At 61.9% G+C, this 20709-nt stretch carries 18 protein-coding genes and 1 pseudogene; 9 read left to right on the plus strand and 10 right to left on the minus strand.

From position 1 onward, the window contains the following. Window positions 1–406: 406 nt before the first annotated feature. A complete protein-coding gene (locus ACWTU9_RS22600) occupies window positions 407–691 on the plus strand; it encodes a helix-turn-helix transcriptional regulator (RefSeq protein WP_455860216.1) in 285 nt (94 codons plus the stop codon). Here ACWTU9_RS22600 and ACWTU9_RS22605 read toward each other — a convergent pair. The 3 genes from ACWTU9_RS22605 to ACWTU9_RS22615 all read right to left on the minus strand — a co-directional run bounded on the left by ACWTU9_RS22605 (window position 657) and on the right by ACWTU9_RS22615 (window position 4322). Next, the gene (locus tag ACWTU9_RS22605) at window positions 657–1913 is read right to left on the minus strand and encodes a tyrosine-type recombinase/integrase (RefSeq protein ID WP_455860217.1); all 1257 of its coding nucleotides are present in this window, start codon (window positions 1911–1913) and stop codon (window positions 657–659) included. The genes ACWTU9_RS22600 and ACWTU9_RS22605 overlap by 35 nt on opposite strands. Before the next feature lie 293 nt (window positions 1914–2206). Next, window positions 2207–3784 (minus strand): glutamine-hydrolyzing GMP synthase, encoded by a 1578-nt coding sequence (guaA, locus tag ACWTU9_RS22610; RefSeq protein WP_454590543.1) that lies wholly within the window; start codon window positions 3782–3784, stop codon window positions 2207–2209. A 55-nt stretch (window positions 3785–3839) separates the two neighbouring features. After that, window positions 3840–4322, minus strand: a complete 483-nt coding sequence (locus ACWTU9_RS22615) for a MarR family winged helix-turn-helix transcriptional regulator (RefSeq protein ID WP_455860218.1) — start codon at window positions 4320–4322, stop codon at window positions 3840–3842. Between the two features lie 85 nt (window positions 4323–4407). Between ACWTU9_RS22615 and ACWTU9_RS22620 the strand changes: the two genes are divergently transcribed. Continuing rightward, the gene (locus ACWTU9_RS22620) at window positions 4408–4725 is read left to right on the plus strand and encodes a hypothetical protein (RefSeq protein WP_455860219.1); all 318 of its coding nucleotides are present in this window, start codon (window positions 4408–4410) and stop codon (window positions 4723–4725) included. Between the two features lie 9 nt (window positions 4726–4734). Here the strand turns inward: ACWTU9_RS22620 and ACWTU9_RS22625 are convergent, their stop codons facing one another. From ACWTU9_RS22625 to ACWTU9_RS22635, 3 genes are all read right to left on the minus strand, one after another. Next, window positions 4735–5370, minus strand: coding sequence for a 5'-methylthioadenosine/S-adenosylhomocysteine nucleosidase (locus ACWTU9_RS22625; protein ID WP_455860220.1), 636 nt, complete (start codon window positions 5368–5370; stop codon window positions 4735–4737). Continuing rightward, entirely contained in the window at window positions 5370–5828 is a 459-nt protein-coding gene (locus tag ACWTU9_RS22630; RefSeq protein WP_454577486.1) for a PaaI family thioesterase, read from the minus strand. The genes ACWTU9_RS22625 and ACWTU9_RS22630 overlap by 1 nt, the downstream gene beginning before the upstream one ends. A 152-nt stretch (window positions 5829–5980) precedes the next feature. Further along, complete coding sequence (locus ACWTU9_RS22635; protein ID WP_455860221.1) at window positions 5981–7270, minus strand: RsmB/NOP family class I SAM-dependent RNA methyltransferase; 1290 nt, start codon at window positions 7268–7270, stop codon at window positions 5981–5983. A 316-nt stretch (window positions 7271–7586) separates the two neighbouring features. Between ACWTU9_RS22635 and ACWTU9_RS22640 the strand changes: the two genes are divergently transcribed. Beyond that, on the plus strand, window positions 7587–8264 hold the full coding sequence (locus ACWTU9_RS22640; RefSeq protein ID WP_455860222.1) for an MIP family channel protein: 678 nt from the start codon (window positions 7587–7589) through the stop codon (window positions 8262–8264). Between the two features lie 62 nt (window positions 8265–8326). Here the strand turns inward: ACWTU9_RS22640 and katG are convergent, their stop codons facing one another. After that, entirely contained in the window at window positions 8327–10522 is a 2196-nt protein-coding gene (gene katG, locus ACWTU9_RS22645; RefSeq protein WP_455860223.1) for a catalase/peroxidase HPI, read from the minus strand. A gap of 140 nt (window positions 10523–10662) precedes the next feature. On the opposite strand from katG, the gene ACWTU9_RS22650 reads away from it, so the two are divergent. The 6 genes and pseudogenes from ACWTU9_RS22650 to ACWTU9_RS22675 all read left to right on the plus strand — a co-directional run. Further along, complete coding sequence (locus ACWTU9_RS22650) at window positions 10663–11571, plus strand: hydrogen peroxide-inducible genes activator (RefSeq protein ID WP_455860224.1); 909 nt, start codon at window positions 10663–10665, stop codon at window positions 11569–11571. Between the two features lie 432 nt (window positions 11572–12003). After that, window positions 12004–13191 carry a magnesium transporter gene (locus tag ACWTU9_RS22655; protein WP_455860225.1) on the plus strand — a complete coding sequence of 396 codons (1188 nt, stop codon included), beginning with the start codon at window positions 12004–12006 and terminating at the stop codon, window positions 13189–13191. A gap of 449 nt (window positions 13192–13640) precedes the next feature. Beyond that, the gene (locus ACWTU9_RS22660; protein WP_455860226.1) at window positions 13641–14915 is read left to right on the plus strand and encodes a tetratricopeptide repeat protein; all 1275 of its coding nucleotides are present in this window, start codon (window positions 13641–13643) and stop codon (window positions 14913–14915) included. 88 nt (window positions 14916–15003) lie between these two features. Next, window positions 15004–15729 (plus strand): FecR domain-containing protein, encoded by a 726-nt coding sequence (locus ACWTU9_RS22665; protein WP_455860227.1) that lies wholly within the window; start codon window positions 15004–15006, stop codon window positions 15727–15729. 15 nt (window positions 15730–15744) lie between these two features. Next, the gene (locus ACWTU9_RS22670; RefSeq protein ID WP_455860228.1) at window positions 15745–17790 is read left to right on the plus strand and encodes a CHASE2 domain-containing protein; all 2046 of its coding nucleotides are present in this window, start codon (window positions 15745–15747) and stop codon (window positions 17788–17790) included. A gap of 35 nt (window positions 17791–17825) precedes the next feature. Next, window positions 17826–17994, plus strand: a pseudogene (locus ACWTU9_RS22675) (IS630 family transposase); the annotation flags it as partial. A 378-nt stretch (window positions 17995–18372) separates the two neighbouring features. Here the strand turns inward: ACWTU9_RS22675 and ACWTU9_RS22680 are convergent. From ACWTU9_RS22680 to ACWTU9_RS22690, 3 genes are all read right to left on the minus strand, one after another. Next, window positions 18373–19608, minus strand: coding sequence for a flavin-containing monooxygenase (locus ACWTU9_RS22680; RefSeq protein ID WP_455860229.1), 1236 nt, complete (start codon window positions 19606–19608; stop codon window positions 18373–18375). Window positions 19609–19851: 243 nt separating this feature from the next. Continuing rightward, entirely contained in the window at window positions 19852–20223 is a 372-nt protein-coding gene (locus ACWTU9_RS22685; protein WP_455860230.1) for a hypothetical protein, read from the minus strand. Window positions 20224–20372: 149 nt separating this feature from the next. After that, window positions 20373–20636 carry a hypothetical protein gene (locus ACWTU9_RS22690; RefSeq protein ID WP_455860231.1) on the minus strand — a complete coding sequence of 88 codons (264 nt, stop codon included), beginning with the start codon at window positions 20634–20636 and terminating at the stop codon, window positions 20373–20375. Window positions 20637–20709 lie beyond the last annotated feature (73 nt).

A 20709-nucleotide genomic window follows, 5' to 3' on the forward strand; every position in this document is an offset into this window, starting at 1 on the left:
GAGCACCATGCTCTCCCGACCAATGTGAAAAAGGGCGTACAAGGCGGAAGCACCGAAATGTCCGTAAGCGGAAATAAGTCAGTTCGGTGCTGGAGCAAGTTCGTGGCCCTGAGACCGGTTCAACAGGGCGGCCGAAGGAGCATCAGCATAGCGCCGCCGCAAGGCGGGATGCGGGGCCGACCGCCCCCTGCGAAGGGCGCCATATGAAGCTTGCTCGGTTAGTTCCGCCTCGGACCGCAGAACGATTCGTCGAGGCGCATTGGATGCATTGTCGATCCGGTTCATAGCGACCCTCGCCGGCCGATATGTACGAAATCACCGCCCAGCATACGCCTGCCGGCTTTCGCCCTTTCCATCCTTGAAGACTATCGGCATCAATCACCCGCAACGAACGAGGTATGACGTCATGACTGGACCAGGAGAAACACCGATAAGACGAACGATCCGCCGAAAGGAGTTGCGCGCGATCGTGCCGTTGGCCGACAGCACAATTTATGAAATGGAACAACGCGGGCAATTTCCGCGGCGTTTCGCTCTCACCCCTCGTTGCGTCGTGTGGGATTTGGCCGAGGTTGAAACCTGGCTCCATGCACGCAGGGCAGCACCAATTCCCCAAGCCAGCCCTCCGGATGTGCGTTTGAGAAAAACCGCTCCTGTTAAAGCGCCGGATCGGGCTCGAAGATCGTCATAGTCGCGGGCAAAAGGACTACAGGACGCTTTTTCCCCTCTACCCAAGCTTCGACCATCTCGGACCATTCTTGCATCATATGGCGGCGCTGCATTTCGTATTCCGCCTTGTTGTAGACACCGCGGGAAGAGCGGCCGTCCTCATGGGCGAGGCATTTCTCGATCCAGTCGCTGTTGAATCCTAGTTCGTTCAAAAGCGTGGAGCCGGTGCGCCGAAGGTCGTGCACGGTGAACGGCTCGAGCGGTAGGCCTTCGTTCTTAGCCTGTTCGGTGACCGCATAAGTCACGCGATTGAACGTTGCACGCGACATTGGTGCATCCGCATCGTAGCGCGATGGCAGCACGAAGCGTGAGTTCCCCGAGCAAGTCTTGAGCGCAATGAAGATGTCGAGCGCTTGGCGAGACAAATAGACATTGTGGGCCTTCGATCGCTTCATGCGTTCCTTGGGGATGCTCCAGACCGCATTTTCGAAGTCAACCTCGTCCCAGACTGCGTCCTGAAGCTCGCTCTTTCGCACCATCGTGAACAGGATGAGGCGAAGGCCGAGACGAATTGTGGGCAGAGTGGCGACCTTCTCCAGCATCTTGAGCATGACGCGGATTTCAGCTGGTGAAAGCGAGCGATCCCTAGGAACGAAGTTGGCGATAGATGCTGGCCCGACGTCATCGGCCGGATTGGACACCTTCTCGCCATGGAGAATGGCAAAACCATAGATCTGTTTGAGAATGTCGCGGACATGGATTGCCGTTGCCGGCGCTCCGCGCTCGACAATCTTGGCACACTGGGTGCGAAGGTCGTTCGGCGTAATTTCAGTCAGTAGCCGATTGCGCCAATCCGGCAGGAGCTCGCGCTCGAAAATTGACCGGCGCATCGATCGAGTGCTGTCCGCCATCGGCGCCAAAGTCAGCCACTTCTCTCCGAACTGGCCAAAGCTCTTGGCTTCTTTCAGCCGCCGTTTGTCTCGTTGCTTTTCGATGGCAGGAGAGCGGCCTTCTCTGATAGCTCGGCGCGCATCAAGGCATTTCTCGCGCGCCTGGAGAAGAGAGATCCCATCGCGGCCGTATTTGCCGAGATAGACGGTCTCCCTCCGGCCGTTGAGCCTGTAATCCAGACGAAACGAGATCGTTCCACTAGGCATAACGCGGACATACATACCGTCACGATCCGCAACCTTGTAGATTTTCTGTTTGATTTTCAATGCCTTGAGAGCGGCGTCCGTCAGCATCCCGACTGCCTTTCCAAAAGTACCGTCACAAGGTTTTTGAGGGCTGTCGGCGGAAATATCGTTTAATTTTCAGACGCTTAGCCTGAAAAAAGTACCGTCAATAGCTCTCTACGGCGTGACGGTACTTTCAAAAATTCACTGTGGCAATATGGGGGGAGGTCCGTCAGCCAGTCCGCCGAAGCCGAAAGATGCCCGCCGATAGGCAGCGAAAGCTATCGGTAAAAAATATTTTCTATTTCAGTGGCTTAGGTCGAGTCTTAGCGCAAATTCGGCGGCGTTTGGGTAGGCCTGAATCATTCCCACTCGATTGTGCCGGGCGGCTTCGAGGTCACGTCGTAGACGACGCGGTTGATGCCCTTGACCTCGTTGATGATGCGGGTGGCGGCGGCGCCGAGGAAGGCCATGTCGTAGTGATAGAAATCCGCGGTCATGCCGTCGACGGACGTCACGGCGCGCAACGCGCAGACGAATTCGTAGGTGCGACCGTCGCCCATCACGCCGACGGTCTGCACGGGAAGCAGCACGGCGAAGGCCTGCCAGATGGCGTCGTAGAGGCCGGCCTTGCGGATCTCGTCGAGATAGATGGCGTCGGCCTCGCGCAGGATTTCCAGCTTGTCGCGCGTGATGCCGCCGGGACAGCGGATGGCGAGGCCAGGGCCAGGGAAGGGGTGGCGGCCAATAAAACTTTCGGGCAGGCCGAGTTCCTTGCCGAGCGCCCTCACCTCATCCTTGAACAGTTCGCGCAGCGGCTCGACCAATTGCATGTTCATGCGCTCCGGCAGGCCGCCGACATTGTGGTGCGACTTGATGGTCACCGACGGGCCGCCGGTGAAGGAGACGCTTTCGATGACGTCGGGATAGAGCGTGCCCTGCGCCAGGAAATCGGCGCCGCCGAGCTTCTTGGCCTCTTCCTCGAACACTTCGATGAACAGCCGGCCGATGGTCTTGCGCTTCTTCTCAGGGTCCGACTCGCCTTCCAGCGCCGAGATGAATTTTTCCGACGCGTCGACCAGGATCAGCGGCAGGTTGTAGTGCTGGCGGAACATCTCGACCACGCCGGCGGCCTCGTCCTTGCGCATCAGGCCATGGTCGACGAGGATGCAGGTCAGCTGGTCGCCGACCGCTTCGTGGATCAGAAGTGCCGCGACCGAGGAATCGACGCCGCCTGACAGCGCGCAGATCACCTTGCCCTTGCCGACCTGCTTGCGGATGGTCTCGACGGCGTGCTCGCGATAGGCGCGCATCGTCCAGTCGCCCTCGATGCCGGCAATGTTGTGGACGAAGTTGCGGAGCAGCCTGGCGCCATCGGGCGTATGCACCACTTCAGGGTGGAACATGATGCCATACATCTTGCGAGCGACATTGCCGAAGATGGCAAAGGGCGAGCCTTCCGACTTGCCGAAAACTTCGAACCCCTTGGGCAGCGAGATGACGCGGTCGCCATGGCTCATCCAGACCTGGTGGCGCTGGCCCGGCGCCCACAGGCCTTCGAACAGCGGGCTGTCCTTCTCGATCTCGACGAAGGCGCGGCCGAATTCGCGATGGTTGGAGCTTTCGGCGACGCCGCCCATCTGAACGCAGAGCGCCATCTGGCCGTAGCAGATGCCGAGCACCGGCACGCCGGCGTCGAAGACGATCTGCGGCGCGCGCGGGCTGCCGATATCTGATGTCGAGGCAGGACCGCCGGACAGGATCACGGCCTTTGGCTGGATGCGCTTGAAGGCAGCTTCGGCCGATTGGAACGGCACGATCTCGGAAAACACGCCGGCCTCGCGGATGCGGCGGGCGATGAGTTGCGTAAACTGGCTGCCGAAATCGATGATCAGCACAGTGTCGGGCAGAACGGTGTCGGGGTGATTGGCTGTCGTCATGGCGAGCCTTTAGAGAAAGAAACGAGTCGGCGCAATGGGTTGCGAAGCCACGCCGTCACTGAACTTCGGTCTCTTTGCCGGTGGCATCCGGCGATCCCGCATCGAGGGTCCGCAAAGCGTCCATCAGTGCTGCGAAGCGCTGCTGGCCGATACGCTCGACGTAGCGGCGTTCGATCTGCATTTTGATGCGGTCACCATCGCGCAGGGCGTCCAGACCCTTGCGCGTATAGCCGACAAGCTTGCCACGCCCGTCCCGCGGATCGGGCAGGCGCTGCACCACGCCTTCCGCCTCCAGCCCGTCGAGCAATTGCTGGACCGCCTGCTTGGAAATCGCCGAGCGGTCGATCAGCGCAGACTGGCGAATGCCGTTGCGGGAGATATGCCCGAGCAACCCGGCGCGCGCCTCTGTGAACCAGCCGTGGCCGGCGGAGCGCATCGCGGCGGCGAACTCAGCCTGCCAGGCCCGGCTCGCTTGCCACAGCCGCCAGCCGACGTGATCGGGTAGCGCTTCGGTTTTTTCGTCAAGCTCCTTGACCATTTTGCCAGTACTCCATATAGTCAAGATACTTGACGACTTCGATTGCGTCGAGCGCTTTCAAACTCAAAACCTGGGAACCGGGACCATGACAATTCTGAACAGGGATACGCTGGCCATTATCATGATCGGCACCACGCATGTCATCGACATGGGCGGCAAGAGTGCGTTCATCCACTACGAAACCGTGGATCGGGCGCACATGCTGCTGCCGGACGGCACCCGCTTTCATGGAAAATGGGACCTGCTCGACGACGGCTACAAGGTCGAATGGACCGATGGCCCGGCCGGCTCGTGGAAACTCGACCACACGACCGGCGCGATCGACTATGTCGATGCAACCGGCGCCGTGCGCGGGCGCATTTCGCGCATCGATTTTGGCGATCCGAACCGCCTTGCGGCCTGATCGCTACGCTCAGGCGCCGAGCAGGCCGCCGCCTATCGCCTGTTCGAGCCGTCCGACTGCATCCGCCAGCTTTTCATCGATGACATGGAGATATTCGGTCCAGTCGCCGACATGCCGCAGGTCGGCCGCGCCGTCGGAAATGCCGCGCAGGCCGATCAGCGGGACATCGAACAGCTGGCAGGCGCGCAGGCAGGCGAAGGTCTCCATGTCGACCATGTCCGCGGCAACAGCGTCATAGGCGGCGCCGGTGATGATGGCGCCGCCGGTCGACAGGCTGGCTTGCCTGATGTCCGGAATCCTGAACGGCAGCGGCACGGTCACCGGCAGCTCGAGAAACGGCGTCGCGCCCTTCTCGAAGCCCAGCGGCGAGGCATCGATGTCGCGGTAGCTGACCGAGACCGCCTGGTAGATTTCGGTCTGCTCAAGCGTGCGGCTGCCGGCGGAGCCGAGCGAGACGACGAGATCGGGCAGCGCGGTCTCAGCCTTCAGCGTTGCAAGCCCGGCGCCCAGCCGCACGCCCGCCTCGACCGGGCCGACACCCGTCATCAACGGCGTGAACAGCTTTTGGAGATGCGGGCCGTATTCGGCCTGCGCCGCCATGACGAAGAGGACATGCTTGCCGCCAATGCGCACAACGCTGGCCATCAGCCGGCGATTCCGTCACGGCCGACCACCGTCATCATCGTGCCGGTCATGGTGGCGATGAGTTTGGCCTCGCCGTCGGCGGCAAAGGCATAGGCCTGCCCGTCGGCGACGATGATGGTGCGGCCGGGTTTGGTCACCGAGCCGCGAAACAGGAAGCGTTCGCCCCTGCCCGGCGCCAGCAAATTGACCTTGAACTCGATGGTCAGCACGCCTGAATTTTCCGGCATCAGTGAAAAAGCGGCGTAGCCGCAGGCTGAATCCAGCGCCGTCGAGATGACGCCGGCATGCAGGAAACCGTGCTGCTGGGTGAGCTCGGCCGAATAGGGCATTTCGATCTCGATGATGCCCGGCGTCACCAGCGTCAGCTCTGCGCCGATCGTCGCCATTGCCTGCTGGCGGGCAAAGGACGCCCTGACGCGATCCTCATAATCGGGAGCGGGTACGATCTTTGCTGCCATGGCCATCGCCTTCAATTTTGCCGGAAAAGCTTATCGCAGAGGCACGGGCGGCAAGCAAATGCTTTTGCTGCACTGCAGCAAACGCGCTTAGTTCAACAGGAGCAGCGATGCGTTGAGCAAGGTGGCGAACGCCACCAATGTCAACGGCAGCGTCAATTCGCCCGACGCAGCGCGCAGAAGTAGAATCCGTCGGTAGCGCTAAGCGCCGGCGACAGCGAGATGTCGCCTGCTTTTCCGATCCGCGCGGCCGCCGCGTGGCCGGGGAAATGGACGTCCCAGAGAGCGCGATGATCGATCGGGACAAAGTCTTTGTGGCGCTCGCGGAAGGCGGCGGTCTGCTCGCCATTCTCCTCGTCGAACACCGAACAGGTGATGTAGGCCAAGAGGCCACCGGGTTTGACGTAGGCCTTGGCGGCATCGAGGATCGCCGACTGCTCGCCCTTGCGGGCGTCGAGCTGCCTTTGCGTCAGCCGCCATTTGGCGTCGGGACGGCGCCGCCAGGTGCCGCTGCCGGTGCAGGGCGCATCAACGAGCACAATGTCCATGTGGCCCACGAGCGGCGCCAGTTCGGCCGGCTTGGTGACCACCTGCACGTTGCGGTTTTCCGAACGGCGGATGCGGTCGAAGATCGGCGCCAGCCGCGCCTTTTCGGCGTCGTGAGCGAAGACCTGGCCTTTGTTGGCCATTGCAGCCGACAGCGCCAGCGTCTTGCCACCGGCGCCGGCGCAGAAGTCCAGCACCTGCATGCCGGCTTGCGCACCGGCGAGTGCGGCGACGATCTGCGAGCCCTCGTCCTGAACCTCGAACCAGCCTTTCTGGAAGGCAGGCTCCGCCTGCACATTCGGGTGCCGGCCATCGCCGTCGATCGGCGGGATACGAATGCCGTTTGGCGCGATATGGGCCGCATTCGCGCCAGTATCGGCCAATTCCGCAAGCACCTTGGCGCGGTCGGACTGAAGCGTGTTGACCCTGATGTCGAGCGGCGGACGGGTAGCCAGGGCGGCCCCCTCCTCGACCCACTCTGTGCCGAAGGCCCGTTCAAACAGCGGCGCGCACCAGTCGGGAATGTCGGCCCGCACCGCCTTGGGCGCGTCTTCAAGGCGGCGCTCGGCCAGCGCCTGCAACTCGGCCGCGCTGAGCAGCGGCGGCGCGAACTTGTCGCCGTCGAGCGCGTCGTTGAGCGATTGCGCCGTCTGGCCCCATTCGATGAGCAGCGCGCCGAAGCCGATGGCGCGCGGCGTGTCCTCGCCCAGCAGCCAGCCGGCGGAACGCTTGTGGCGCAGCGCGTCGTAGACGATGTTGCCGATCGCCGCGCGGTCACCGCCGCCGGCAAAGCGATGCGACAGACCCCAATCCTTCAGCGCATCGGCCACCGGCCGGTGGCGCCGGCCAATGTCTTCCAGCACTTCGATGGCTGCCGCCAGCCGCCCGCCCAGTCGCATTCGTCATTCCATCAATCGTGCATCTTCCGGCCTGCTCTTAGAGCCTTTCACGTCGAGATTGAACCCCGCTTGCGTTTCCCGGCGACAAGCTGTTCCGATCGCGATCGGCGAATTTCTCCAATCGGCAAATGTCCACCCGCCGGCGACAATAAATCCCAAATATATGCAAGGCCTCTAATGTTTGGAACTGGCCGCCGCAAGCATGGCCTGTGGCGCAACTGCTCTGCTTTCCAAGCTTTTGCGTTGGGAATACTCTTTGCGCCATGATTCGCGGCGCAGAAAACGCGAGCCGGCGGATCGATACGAGGAGAGGGCAATGAAAACGTATCTTGCGGAAGTTTTGGGAACATTTCTGTTGGTGTTCATCGGCACGGCGTCGGTGGCGACGGGCGGCTTCCTTGCCGACCTGCCGCTCGGCCAGGAAGCCATCGGCCTGGCGTTCGGGATCGGCCTGATTGCGGCGGCCTATGCGGTTGGCCCGATTTCCGGCGCACATCTCAATCCGGCCGTCACGCTCGGCGTCTTCCTTGCCGGCCGGCTGCCGGCAAAGGATGTGGTTCCCTACTGGATCGCGCAGATCATCGGCGCCATCCTCGCCTCGCTGGCGCTGTGGATCATCGTTTCGGGCCAGACCGGCGGACACACGACCGGCTTCGGCGCCAATGGCTGGGACGTGGCGAAATGGGGGATGAGTTCGGCCTTCCTGTGGGAGCTGATCGGCACCTTCACCTTCGTCACCGTCATCCTCGGCGTCACCGCCGAGAAGCACTCGACGGCGTTCGCCGGCCTGGTCATCGGCCTGACCCTGGCGGGGCTGCACTTCGCCATGATCCCGGTGACCGGCACCTCGGTCAATCCGGCCCGCTCGATCGGCCCGGCGCTGTTTACGGGGGGTGCTGCCCTCAGCCAGCTCTGGCTATTCATCGTAGCCCCACTGATCGGCGGTGCTGTTGCCGGCGTCGTTGCCAAGGCGCGCATCTTCGAAAAGGACTGATTTTCGAAGGCATAAAAAAGGCGCGGGCCGCGGCCCGCGCCTTTTTGTTGGGAGGGCTGCGATCAGCCGGCGATGTCGAAGCGGTCGGCGTTCATCACCTTGGTCCACGCCTTGACGAAATCACCGACGAATTTCGGCCCGGCATCCGCCGACCCATAGACCTCGGCCAGCGCTCGCAGCTGCGCGTGCGAGCCGAAGATCAGATCGGCGCGAGTGGCAGTCCATTTGACCGCCTTGGTCTTGCGGTCGCGCGCTTCGTAGACCTCATGCGAGCCCGGCTCGGAGGCCGGGTCCCAGACGGTCGCCATCGAGAGCAGGTTGACGAAGAAGTCGTTCGTCAGCGTGCCCGGCCTGTCGGTCAACACGCCATGCTTCGAACCGCCGGCATTGGCGCCGAGCACGCGCAGGCCAGCGACCAGCACCGTCATCTCCGGCGCCGTCAGGTTGAGCAGTTGCGCGCGGTCGACCAGCAACGCTTCGACCGACATCGGCAACTTACCCCCGACATAGTTGCGGAAGCCATCGACTTTCGGCTCGAGCGCGGCGAAGGAATGGACATCTGTCTGCTCCTGCGAGGCGTCGGTGCGGCCGGGCGTAAACGGCACTTTCACCGCGTTGCCGCCATCCGTCGCCGCTTTCTCGACAGCAGCGACACCGCCGAGCACGATGAGGTCGGCCAGCGACACCTTCTTGCCGCCCGCGTTGAACTCCTTCTGGATAGCTTCGAGTTTCGCCAGCACCTTGGCTAGTTCGGCCGGCTGGTTGACCTCCCAGTCCTTCTGCGGCGCCAAGCGAATGCGCGCGCCATTGGCGCCGCCACGCTTGTCGGAGTTGCGGAAGGTCGAGGCCGACGCCCAAGCGGTCGAAACCAGCTGCAAAACAGTGAGGCCCGAGGCGAGGATCTTGGCCTTCAGCGCGGCGATGTCCTGATCGCTGACCAGTTCATGGTCGACTGCCGGTACCGGATCCTGCCAGATCAGCTCTTCCTTCGGCACCAACGGGCCGAGATAGCGCACGACCGGACCCATGTCGCGGTGGGTGAGCTTGTACCAGGCGCGGGCGAAGGCATCGGCGAACTGCTCGGGATGCTGGTGGAAGCGTCGCGAGATCTTCTCATAGGCCGGGTCGGCACGCAGCGCGAGGTCGGTGGTCAGCATCGCCGGCGCATGGCGCTTCGAGGGATTGTGCGCGTCCGGCACCATTACCGTGCCGGAGCCGCCTTTCGGCGTCCACTGATGGGCGCCGGCAGGGCTCTTGGTCAGCTCCCATTCGAAGTTGAACAGATTGTCGAAGAAGTTGTTGCTCCACTTGGTCGGCGTCGTCGTCCAGGTGACTTCGAGGCCCGACGTGATGGCGTCGCCGGCGATACCGGTGGCGTGCTTGCTCGACCAGCCAAGGCCCTGCGCCTCGATGCCGGCGCCTTCCGGCTCGACCCCGACAAGGGCTGCATCACCCGCGCCATGGGTCTTGCCGAAGGTGTGACCACCGGCGATCAGCGCCACAGTCTCTTCGTCGTTCATGGCCATGCGCCCGAAGGTCTCTCTGATATCGCGTGCCGAGGCCAGCGGATCGGGCTTGCCGTTCGGCCCTTCGGGGTTGACGTAGATCAGGCCCATCTGCACGGCGCCGAGATGGCCGTGCAGTTCGCGGTCTCCGGAATAGCGCTTGTCGTCGAGCCATTTGGTTTCGGAACCCCAATTGACATCCTGCTCGGGCTCCCAGACATCGGCGCGGCCGCCGGCAAAGCCGAAGGTCTTGAAGCCCATCGATTCCAGCGCGACATTGCCGGTGAGGATCAACAGGTCGGCCCAGGAAATCTTGCGGCCGTATTTCTGCTTGATCGGCCACAGCAGCCGGCGCGCCTTGTCGAGATTGGCATTGTCCGGCCAGCTGTTCAGCGGCGCGAAACGCTGCTGGCCGGCACCGGCCCCACCGCGGCCATCACCGATGCGATAGGTGCCGGCGCTGTGCCAGGCCATGCGGATAAAAAGCGGGCCGTAATGGCCGAAATCGGCCGGCCACCAATCCTGCGAATCCGTCATCACCTTGTGCAGATCCTTGATCACCGCATCGAGATCGAGGCTTTTGAATTCCTCGGCATAGTCGAACGCCTCACCCATCGGGTCGGAAAGGTTCGACTGCTGGTGGAGAACGCTGATGTCGAGCTGGTTCGGCCACCAGTCACGATTGGTCCTGCCGGACGTTCCATGCGCGACCGGGCATTTGCCGGCGCTGTTGTCGTCGGTGTTCGCGTCCATCTTAGCCTCCGAATTGCTGATTTTCTTTGTTGGTTTTCCGGGCCGGCCGGGAGCCGCGCCACTCTGGAATTGTTCCAGACTAGGCCGTCTCTTCGATAAAAACAAATTGCCTTTCCTGTTTGGTGCGATAGGTTTTTCTTATGATTGGTCTCACCGTCCGGCAGATGCAATATTTCGAGGCTTTGGCGCAAACGCTGCATTTCGGCCGCGCCGCAAAACTCGCCGGCGTCAGCCAACCAGCGCTGTCCGCACAGATCGCCGAGATGGAACAAAGGCTGAGCTGCCGGCTGTTCGAGCGTGGCGGCAAGACGGTGCGGATGACGCATGAGGCGCAGGCCCTGCTGCCGCGCATCGAACGCATTCTGCGCGACATCAGCGAGGTCGAGACGACGGCGCGGCGCGGCCGCCCGGCCATGGAGGGGCGCTTCCGGCTGGGCATCATTCCGACAGTTGCGCCCTATCTGTTGCCGCACGTGCTGCCGGAACTGAAGCGGCATTTTCCCGCTTTGCAGCTCGAACTGCGCGAAGCGGTGACGGCATCTTTGGTCGAGGACACGGCGACGGGACGTCTCGACGCCTTCATCGCCGCGCTGCCGCTCGACCAACCGGGCCTGGTCACCGAAGAACTGTTCGCCGACCGCTTCTTCCTCGCCGTGCCGTCAGGCGACCCGGCCTTCGCCTCGCCACCGGTGCCGCCAGAAAGCCCGGCGCTGGAGCGGCTGATGCTTCTGGAGGAAGGCCACTGCCTGCGCGAACAGGCACTCGCGCTGTGCGGCAGCGTGCGTCCGGTGGCGATGGCCAGCTACGGTGCGACCAGCCTGACGACGCTCCTGCAGATGGTGGCGCATGGGCTCGGCGTCACGCTCATACCGGAAATGGCGGCCAAGCCGGCCAGCGTCATGCCGGACCTCAAGATCGTCCCGTTCCAGGAGCCGATGCCGCAACGCACGATCTGCCTGGCGTGGCGCCGCAACAAGGTGCGGCATGACGAGTGCGTGGAACTGGCCAAGATCATTCGTGGGCTGGATCAGGCGGTGCTGGGGGCGTGAGTTGTCTGATAGGCCAACATCGAATGCCTGTTTCTGACCAAGGCGACCTGCGTGAGGGCCGGATGGGGGCTTTGCGCCGCATCGCGGGCATTGAGATATTAGCAGCCGCTTCGCCGATGACCTTTTCGACGATGTCAGACTCTCCAACCCGCCATTGGCAGAGCTTGAATTGAAGCTGGCTGAAAGGATCTTGCCCCCACGCATTTCCCAGGACGGCCATTGATCGCTCAGGCCGGAATTCCCGGCCGGTCCGGATCACTCAAACGAGATGGCGTCTGCAGGTCGACGCTGGCGTCGGTCGGCGTACATCAACTCATATTCTTCGAGGACCACAAGGCGGACTGCTGCGGCCGGAAAAAGCTGTCGTATTTCCGCACTGGTGCGATCCGATACTTTACCTACTATGCGACCTTCAATTGGGGGCTATAGCAAATGAAAGAAGAGACCGGCGTTCAGAAGTTGGTGCGCACGCTGCGTGCCCGAGCACCCGATGACGCGGCTGAATTGCTCGCCAAAGAGTCTCCCGAGTTCATCCGCGACACACTAAAGCTGTTGCCGGACGGGCACGCCCGAAAGGTGGCCGAGCATTTGCCCCTGCACATGCGGCCCATCGGGTCTGATGACGGTGACGAGGGTGTCGCGATACCCGAGTCGCTCATCGAACTGATGGACCCGATTTCCGCCAGCGTTCCGGTCGGAACGACCGTTGCTGCCGCGGTTGAAGCTGTCAGACGCGCCAAGGTGCCGACCGAGCTCACCTATCTCTACGTCACGAGCGAGGGCGATAAACTGGTTGGCCTGGTGGTCCTGCGCGATCTGATGCTGAGCGAACCGGACGCCATTGTCGATCAGATCATGCTGCCCAGGCCGTTTGCTCTTAATGTCGATCTCTCTTTGAGCAACGCGTGCGAGGCAGCGGTACGGCGTCACTACCCTGTCTACCCGGTGGTGGACGCGGAGAACCGGCTGCTCGGGCAGGTTCGCGGTTGGCGCTTGTTCGAGCAGCAAATCATCGAGATTTCCGCCCAGTCTGGCCAGATGGTAGGTGTCCAGAAGGAGGAGCGCTCCTTTACGCCGCTGTTTTCAGCCTTCTTGAAGCGTCATCCGTGGCTGCAGGTGAACCTCCTGACGGCCTTCATGGCCGCATTCGTGGTCAGTTCGTTCACAGGCACGATCGAGAAGATCGTCGCTCTGGCGGCGTTCCTGCCGGTCTTGGCCGGGCAAAGCGGAAACACCGGCTGCCAGGCACTGGCCATGACGCTGCGTGGCCTTTCCCTGGGGGATGTGGACAAACGACCGAAGCTGCATCTGGTGATGAGAGAGGGCGCGCTTGGGATCGCTAACGGCTTGCTCGTCGGCCTTGTTGCGGCTGCGGCGATGTGGTTCTACGCCTCGAGGCAACCGGAGTCGGCGGCCCAAGCGCCCATGCTGGCACTCGTGATCCTGCTTGCCATGTCCGGAGCGTGCCTCTTGTCCGGAATCTCCGGCGTGCTGATCCCGCTGGGCCTTCGCCGGGTCGGCGCCGATCCGGCGGTCGCTTCGGCGATCTTCCTCACCACCTTGACTGACATTGTAGGCATGGGCCTGATGTTGTGGCTGGCCACCATGCTCGTGCTGTAGCAAGGAGCGTCCAGGGACGCATCCCTGGGAATTTGGGGGCAACAAGCTGACCTCGTCGCGTTCAGCGAAATTGTGAGAAGCACCTCAGTTCTCCGACCCCTTGCGCAACGCGACGGAAGGCCTTTCGTGAAGTCGCGGGTACCTTGAAGGCTCATTCGGTGACCAGATATGCGCAGAATCGCGCAACAATACAAATCTTGTGGCCTGCGATCCGTCACTGAGGATTTTGAGTTATTTGCCGCTGGCGCCGAATACTCCAATTGCGCTCAGCAACGCTAAGAAGATATTTTGGCAACCAGCGCAGCCGAAATAGGAATAACCCCGATGATTTGTTGCGCAGCTGCAACAGCTGCTGAAGCTCGCACGGTCTGGCTACGGTTTCGTCGCCTTTTTTCTTGTAGCCGTGCTAAATCCTTCGCACTAGTCGGGTCGAGGGTGGGGTTCTCGGCATGCAATCTTCGGCTCGAACGATCTTCGGCTTCGCCGCAGCGCTGCTTTTCGGCGGCGTATTGCCGGCCGGCGCACAAGGTCTTTTTGCGGGCTATGACGACGCGTTTTCGGCCCGCATCGCCAATCCTGCCGACAATGGAACGCTCGCCCAGTTCGTTACGGTTGCGGTCAACGCGGGCCAGTACGATCAGGCGATCTCCTCAATCGAGCAGTATCTGATCAAATACCCCCGCGATGCGCGCGCCCGGCTTGCGGCCAGCCGGTTGTATTATCATGTCGGGTCCTATGAATTGGCCCGGCGGCAGGTGCAGTACGGCATCGAAGTCGGCGGTCTGACCGAAAGTGAGCAACAGGAAGCTGTTCGTTTGCTCGCCCGCATCGAGCGCGCGTTGCGTGGCGTCACCTGGGAACTCGCCCTGACCGGAGGCGTATTCAGCGCATTCACCGATTTTGAGCCAGGCGGGGCGCAGGACGACGACAGCTTCGTCTCGCCCTACGGGCGGGCCGACGGCTTTGTTCGCTGGGACCTCGGCACGCCAAGCGCTGACGCCCTCGTTCTTTCGGGCTCGTTGATGGCGACACAGCGTTTTTTCACGGAAGACCTGTCGGTTCCGGGTAGCGAGAAGACTTTTGTCCACGGCAACGCAGCGATTACCTGGGACAAGGGGCTGCCCAACAGTGGGATCGATTCGCTTCGCCTGCTGCTTTCCGCGTTTACCGTTACAGATCGTTTCGACAGCGACATCAACGAAACCGGCGTCGGCCTCAGTGGACGTTTCCTCGTTCGCCCCACGGTCGAGACGACCCTCTTCGCCGGTGGCGGCTACATCGATCTAAGCGCCTCGCAAGGCATTTTCGCCGATAGCAGGGTCTTCTATGAGGCAGGCGGCAGCTACCGCTTCCGCAATGGCCAGGCGCTCGGACTGCGCTTTGTCGGCTCGAATGACTTCGCGTCAGGATCTGGCGAAATCGGCCGTAGCTACTCGGGCGAGGTCCGCTATGGCGGCCTGTTGATGACCGTACCGGATCTTTTCGCATGGTCGCACCAGATCGCCTTCTCGGCCGGCCACAGCGACACTCCCGATCTGTCTGTCGGCATCGGCACAAATATCAAGAGCGACTTCTGGCGCATTGCCTCGGAAAGCGATTTTCAGATGACGGAAGCGCAGAAGATCAGCGTTGATCTCGCCTATCGAGAAACCAACTTCGCCGTCGCTAACCGCGACCAAAAATCGTTCGAAATGCTCATGAGCTATACGTTGACGCTCAATTGAAAGGGCCGCGATGAGGTACCGTCCGATCGCGATTATTATCGCCTGCCTTGCCTTCGCGGCACCCTCCGCCGCTGAGACGGTCGGGTCGATGACAGCCTATCAGACCAACATCGTCCGCAACAACGGTGGGACAATGGACGTTGGTGCCGGCGTCGAACTGGGCGACCTGCTGCGCAGCGATCCCACCGGTCTTGGAATGCTGGTGTTCCAGGATGAATCGAGCGCCAAGATCGGTCCGAACACCAGCCTGACGATCGATGAATTCGTCTATAATCCGGGCTCCGGATCGGGAAAGATCGACATCGGCATGAACAGCGGCCTGGCCCGTTTTTATGGCGGCCAGGTTTCGAAACGGGGGGCCATGCAGGTTGCGACGCCGCACATGGTGCTCGGCGCGAGGGGCGGCATCATCGAAGTGCTGGTGGCAGCTGGCCAGACTGTCGGCATTCTGCGCGCCGGCCGTATGACCTGCACGATCAATGGCAAACGGCTGGTTATCACAAACCCGGGCTACGCCTGCACATCACAAGATGGCAAGCTGCTGGCCGGCTACGGCGGAATCGACACCTTCCCGATATTGGACAGTATCGACCGGATAGCCGGTACCGGCCTGCCAGGCGCGCCGGGCCCTGGTTTGGACGTAAGCGCACTTTGTGCGTCGGCACTCGGCGGCTCGCTCAAAGTCTGCGATTCCACGGACGGCGCATTGCCAGGAGTGGTCATGGACTTCCCTGACAGCCCAACGCCACCCGTGGGCAGCGGCGGACGGAGGGACGATGGCGAGGGCGAAGGCTGCGGCCGCTTCTGCAATTAGGCCGGGGCGCCCGGTATGAGCCCCTTTGCTGCTCGGCGCTGGGCTGATTGGCGCTGGACCGTGAGGCGCAAGATATCCGGTCTCGTGGTCGTTCTTTTGCTGCTCGCCTGCCATTTGGCTTTCGACGGCCCGCTGTCGCGCCTGCGCGAACGCACGTACGACTTCTACCAGTTTCTCGCCCCGCGCCAGGCGACGAGAAATCCTGTCGTGATCGTCTCGATAGACGACGCCAGCCTCAAGGCACATGGGCGATGGCCCTGGAACCGTGGCCTCTTGGCCGATCTGGTCGGTGGCATCACCGAATCCGGCGCGTCGGTGGTCGGGCTTGCGCTGGTACTCCCCGAGGCCGACACCTCGCCTGAGGGCATCGCCGGAGACAAGCGCCTGGCCGCGGCGCTGGCCAAAAATCGAACGGCGCTTGCCGTCAGCCTGGGCAATGAGGCGACGGTTTCAGAAGCGGAACCCAAAGCCGGCTGGTCGATCGTCGGGCAAGTACCCGATACACTTCCCGGCTTCACCGGCCTGACCGGCTCGCTTGCCGAATTCTCGAACGCCGCCGTGGGCCTCGGCGTGATTCGCACCTTGCCCGATCCCGACGGCGTACTGCGCCATGTGCCGTTGCTCTGGATTCGCAACACCGCTCAAGGCGTGCAGCTGTGGCCGTCCTTCTCACTCGAGCTCCTGCGCCTTTACGCCGGACAGGACGGTTACATAGCCCGGATGAATGCAGCCGGGTTCGACGCACTCAGGATGGCCGGCGCCATTGTGCCGCTCGACCCGGAGGGGGGCATCCGCCTCTGGGAAACCGCCACCGATACGCCCCGCCTGTCTGCCAGCACTATCCTTTCGGGCCATGGCGATCCGCGGCTGCGGGACGCTATCGCCATTGTCGACCTCTCGGCTGTGGGAATGACGCAGTACCTGCCCACGCCGACCCGTCCAACGCGACTTGGCGCGGACATCCACGCCGATGCGATCGCCCAGATGCTTGCCGGGCGCTACCTGGCAGAGCCAACGCACGCGCGAATGTTCGAGCGGCTCTGGTTTCTCCTCAGTGCCGTCGTTTTCATCGGGCTTTCCGGAGTGCTCGCGGGGCGTGTCGTGCTTGGCGCCCTCGCCCTGGCGCTGCTGGCTGTTGCCCCGTTCGTGTTCGGCGTTCTCGAGTACACCCTGCAGGGCGCACTCTATGACCCACTGCAGCCGGCGCTTGCAACCATCATGGTTGCGGGCTTCGAAGGCTACGTCCTATACAGGCGCAGCGAGCAGCGCCGGTCCACGCTGACGCGACAGTTCTCACAATATCTTTCGCCATCCGTCGTGGAGCGCCTCGCAAGCTCGGACACAGAGGCAATCCTGTCCGGCGAGAAGCGCGAGATCACAATCCTGCTCAGCGACATACGCGGCTTCACGACAATGAGCGAACAGCTCGACACCCAAGAAATCGCCAAGGTGGTCAACCATTTCCTCGGCATTGCGACCGATGAGATCCTCAAGCGCGACGGCACCATCGACAAGTTCATGGGCGATGCGGTGCTGGCCTTCTGGAACGCACCGCTTGATCAACCCGATCATCGCGAGCGTGCGCTCGACGCGGGCCTTGCCCTGATCGAGCGGGTGAAGCGCGAAAACGCCGCCTTCACCGCGGATGGCCATCGCTCCATCGAAATCGGCGTCGCCATCGAGACCGGCATTTGCTCGGTAGGCAATTTCGGCTCCGAACGGCGCTTCGATTACACCGCGATCGGCTCCCCGGTGAACCGCGCGGCACGGCTCGAATCGACGACCAAGAAGTTGGGCATCCCCCTGGTGCTGGGACCCGGCTTTGCGGCAGGAGCATCGATGCCGGTCGTCCAGGCAGGCGCCTTTGAGCTCCAGGGTTTCAAGGGCGAGGTACCGGTTTTCACCGTTCCGGAGATGCAAGCTGCTCACCAAGGTATGAGCCGCGAAGTAGAGAGCCAACGTGGTGAGCAATCTGGCGCCCCTGCCGGGGTGGTTGGTTCGCCGCCATCCGTGCAAATGGCCCCGCCTAATGTTGAACCCCGAACCCGAAGCACACGCTGACCGGATCCAGCGGATTGCAGGGGTGCCGACCTGAGCGCGGCTTGAAGTTCGATTACCGCTCGGTGTGGGAGTTCGTCCACGCCCGACAAGCTCAGTCACAAAAAAAGACGCTGATCGCGGCTGAGCAGGATCGCCGGATGTGGCGCGTGCCGGCGTGCACAGTGGGCAAAGTATCAGGACCGTATCGATTCTTCCCGCCTGGTTCATCGACGAAGAGCTGACCCGAGCAATCGAGGAGTCTGCCGCGTCGCAAAACCAGGCGGGCTTGTTGCCGTAAAGGAGGTCTATATCTAGGTTTGGCAGTATCAACCGCAGGATCTAAATTGACGTGGCGTCTGCCACGGCGCCATGAGGGGAACTCGCGTGTCAGCCTGGCTTCGAGCGGCTGGCCTTGAGAATATCTCTGCCATCACCAACGCTAGCCGAGCGCCGTTAGCCACTCAGGCCGGTGGAGCGCGAATAGATCGGCAACAATCTCTGCCTCACGCCGTCTTCCAAGCCACCATCCCCAACTCCTCCACCATTGCCTCGCGCATCGAGATCGCCGGCCTCGTCTTCTTCAATATCCAATCCGAGATCGGCTCATCTCTTTGCGAGATGGTCAACCAGACGGGCTGCCTCCTCGGCAACGCCGGGTACCGTCCCCGATTTCCGCGTTGATGCGAAATCGAGGCCGGTGAAATAGATGCCGGGATCGACGCCGATGCCATCCTCGTGCAAGGGCTGACCAGCCGCATCGAGCGCGCCGGGGAGCCCAATCCATCCGAAATCGCCAGTAAACCCGGTAGACCAGATTATCGAAGAGATCCTGCTGGCCGCCAGGTCGATCGAGCGCAGGGGTGGGCTCGGCAGTCGCGGCTCAACCGTTTCGGCCGGGTCATCCTCGGCTGGCGGCGCGTAAAGGCCCGTGTGCTCTATATACTGGTCGACCAGGCGCTTGGTACTCGCGGAGAGCTCGTCGGCAAAGCGAATATGGTCGTCAAGCTCATCGCCGAAGACGAAGCTCTCGTTGTCCATCCCCAAGAATCGACCAAGCAGAACGACGCCCTGCGCGCTGAGCGACTGCAGGCTGATGGTATGCGTCGCGCCAAGTAGCGGGCGCGGTGGCAATTTGCCGGATGGCAGGATCAGTTCCCGGCGCGGGAGATCGAGATGACCACTCACTGTCAGCCAGTTGAGCATGCTGCCGCCGCGATAATGTCGCACCCAGCGGCCATTGCGGCATGTCGCCAGAAAGACGGAGCGCCCTGCCAGAACCAGGTCTTCGGCAATCTGGCCGCCCGATTGGCCGCTGCCGACCACCAGCACGGCACCGTCGTCAAGTGCGGCCGCACTGCGATATGCGGAGGAATCAATCTGACGAAGTGACGGCGGCAGGTCGTCGGACCAGAGCGGGCGGACCGGACAATTCAGATTGCCAGTCGCGATCACCACGTTGCGCGCCCGAACCGTGCTATCCGGCGTCGTCACCCGATAGTGACCATTGTCTCTTGTCAGCTTCTGCACCGCACTCCCGGTTCTCACCGGCAATCGGTGCCGCTCGATGTAGGCCTCCAGATATGCGACGAATTCGTGGTGTGTGATTGCACCCCAAGGATCCGGCCCGTCGTAGGCATCACCGGGCAGGATCGAGCGTATGTTAGGCGAATTCAGCAGGAAGGAATCCCATCGCTGTGTTCGCCATGTCTCGCCGACGCGGCTTCGTTCAAGCACGCAATGCTTGAGCCCCTGTTGTTTCAGAAAATAGCTCGCGCCGAGCCCAGCCGAACCGGCGCCTATGACAACAGCATCAAGTATTCCCCCAACCGTGTTCCCCAACAAAGATCCACTTCGAAAATAATTGTGCGGGGAGCGGACGCGAGGGCGCTCAGCCTTGCATTGCGGCGAGGCATTTCGCGCCGTTCTTGAACCACGGCAGTATACTGCAATGAGCCTGTTTCTGACAGCCCTAGGATGGACGCCATCCCTACGTCGCGGAAGAGTTCTCTTGTCGGCTACCTCTAGTGGTTTGCCGGGTGGCCGTCTCATCCCTGCATCTGATCGCCAGATCGCACCAAAACCTCAAGGTATAAATATTAGAAATACATAAGTAAGAAAAACTACAAGATGGACCATTCCGGTCAGGAACGTCGTCCTTTCGTTACTAAAACTTACGCCGCATATGAAAAGCGCCAAAACCAAAAGTACGGCGTCAGCCTCCGGGAGCCCCAGGGTCAACCCTCGTCCCGTCAGCAGGCTGGCTGCTGCGACCGCCGGTATCGTCAAACCAATTGTGGCGCAGGCCGAGCCCATTGCGACATTCAGGCCGCGCTGCAACTCATTGTTGAGTGAAGCGCGAACCGCCGAAATGGCTTCCGGCATCAAAACCAGACCCGCGATCATTGCTCCCACAGTGCTGTCAGCCTGGATAGCGGCTTCGTCGAAGTTTCCCATCCTGGAACCGGCTCGGTGCACATTGCGGCGTGCAGATATGATACGGTCGTTCAGGTGCTCGATTCTCGTCCGCGCTCATTCCAGAAATGGCTGCGAGGCCGGCCAGCGCCATGCCAAATCGGCTTTATGCCTCACACCATACTGTCTCACTATTTGATGTAGACGAGCACGTACCTGTTTTTGTAGGGCTGGTAGTATTTCGTGCCGCACTTCCAGACCACGATCCCACCGCTATAGGTGGTCTTAACGCAGCCCGATGGAAGTGTCGTAATGTAGATGGTGGTCTTCTGGATGGCGACCGTCTTTGCTTCCGCCGATGCGATGAAACGGAATCCAGAGGCGCCTGCCATCGACGAAATCGCGAGCAAAGCTCCAACGGCAAATGTGCATGCAAACAAACCACGTCTGACCATAGGTTTCCCCTCTCCTTAACCTGCAGCCTCTCTAATGTATCATCAGCGAGCGAAAGCCTCAACGGATCGATTG

The sequence above is a fragment of the Mesorhizobium sp. 128a genome, assembly GCF_053848025.1.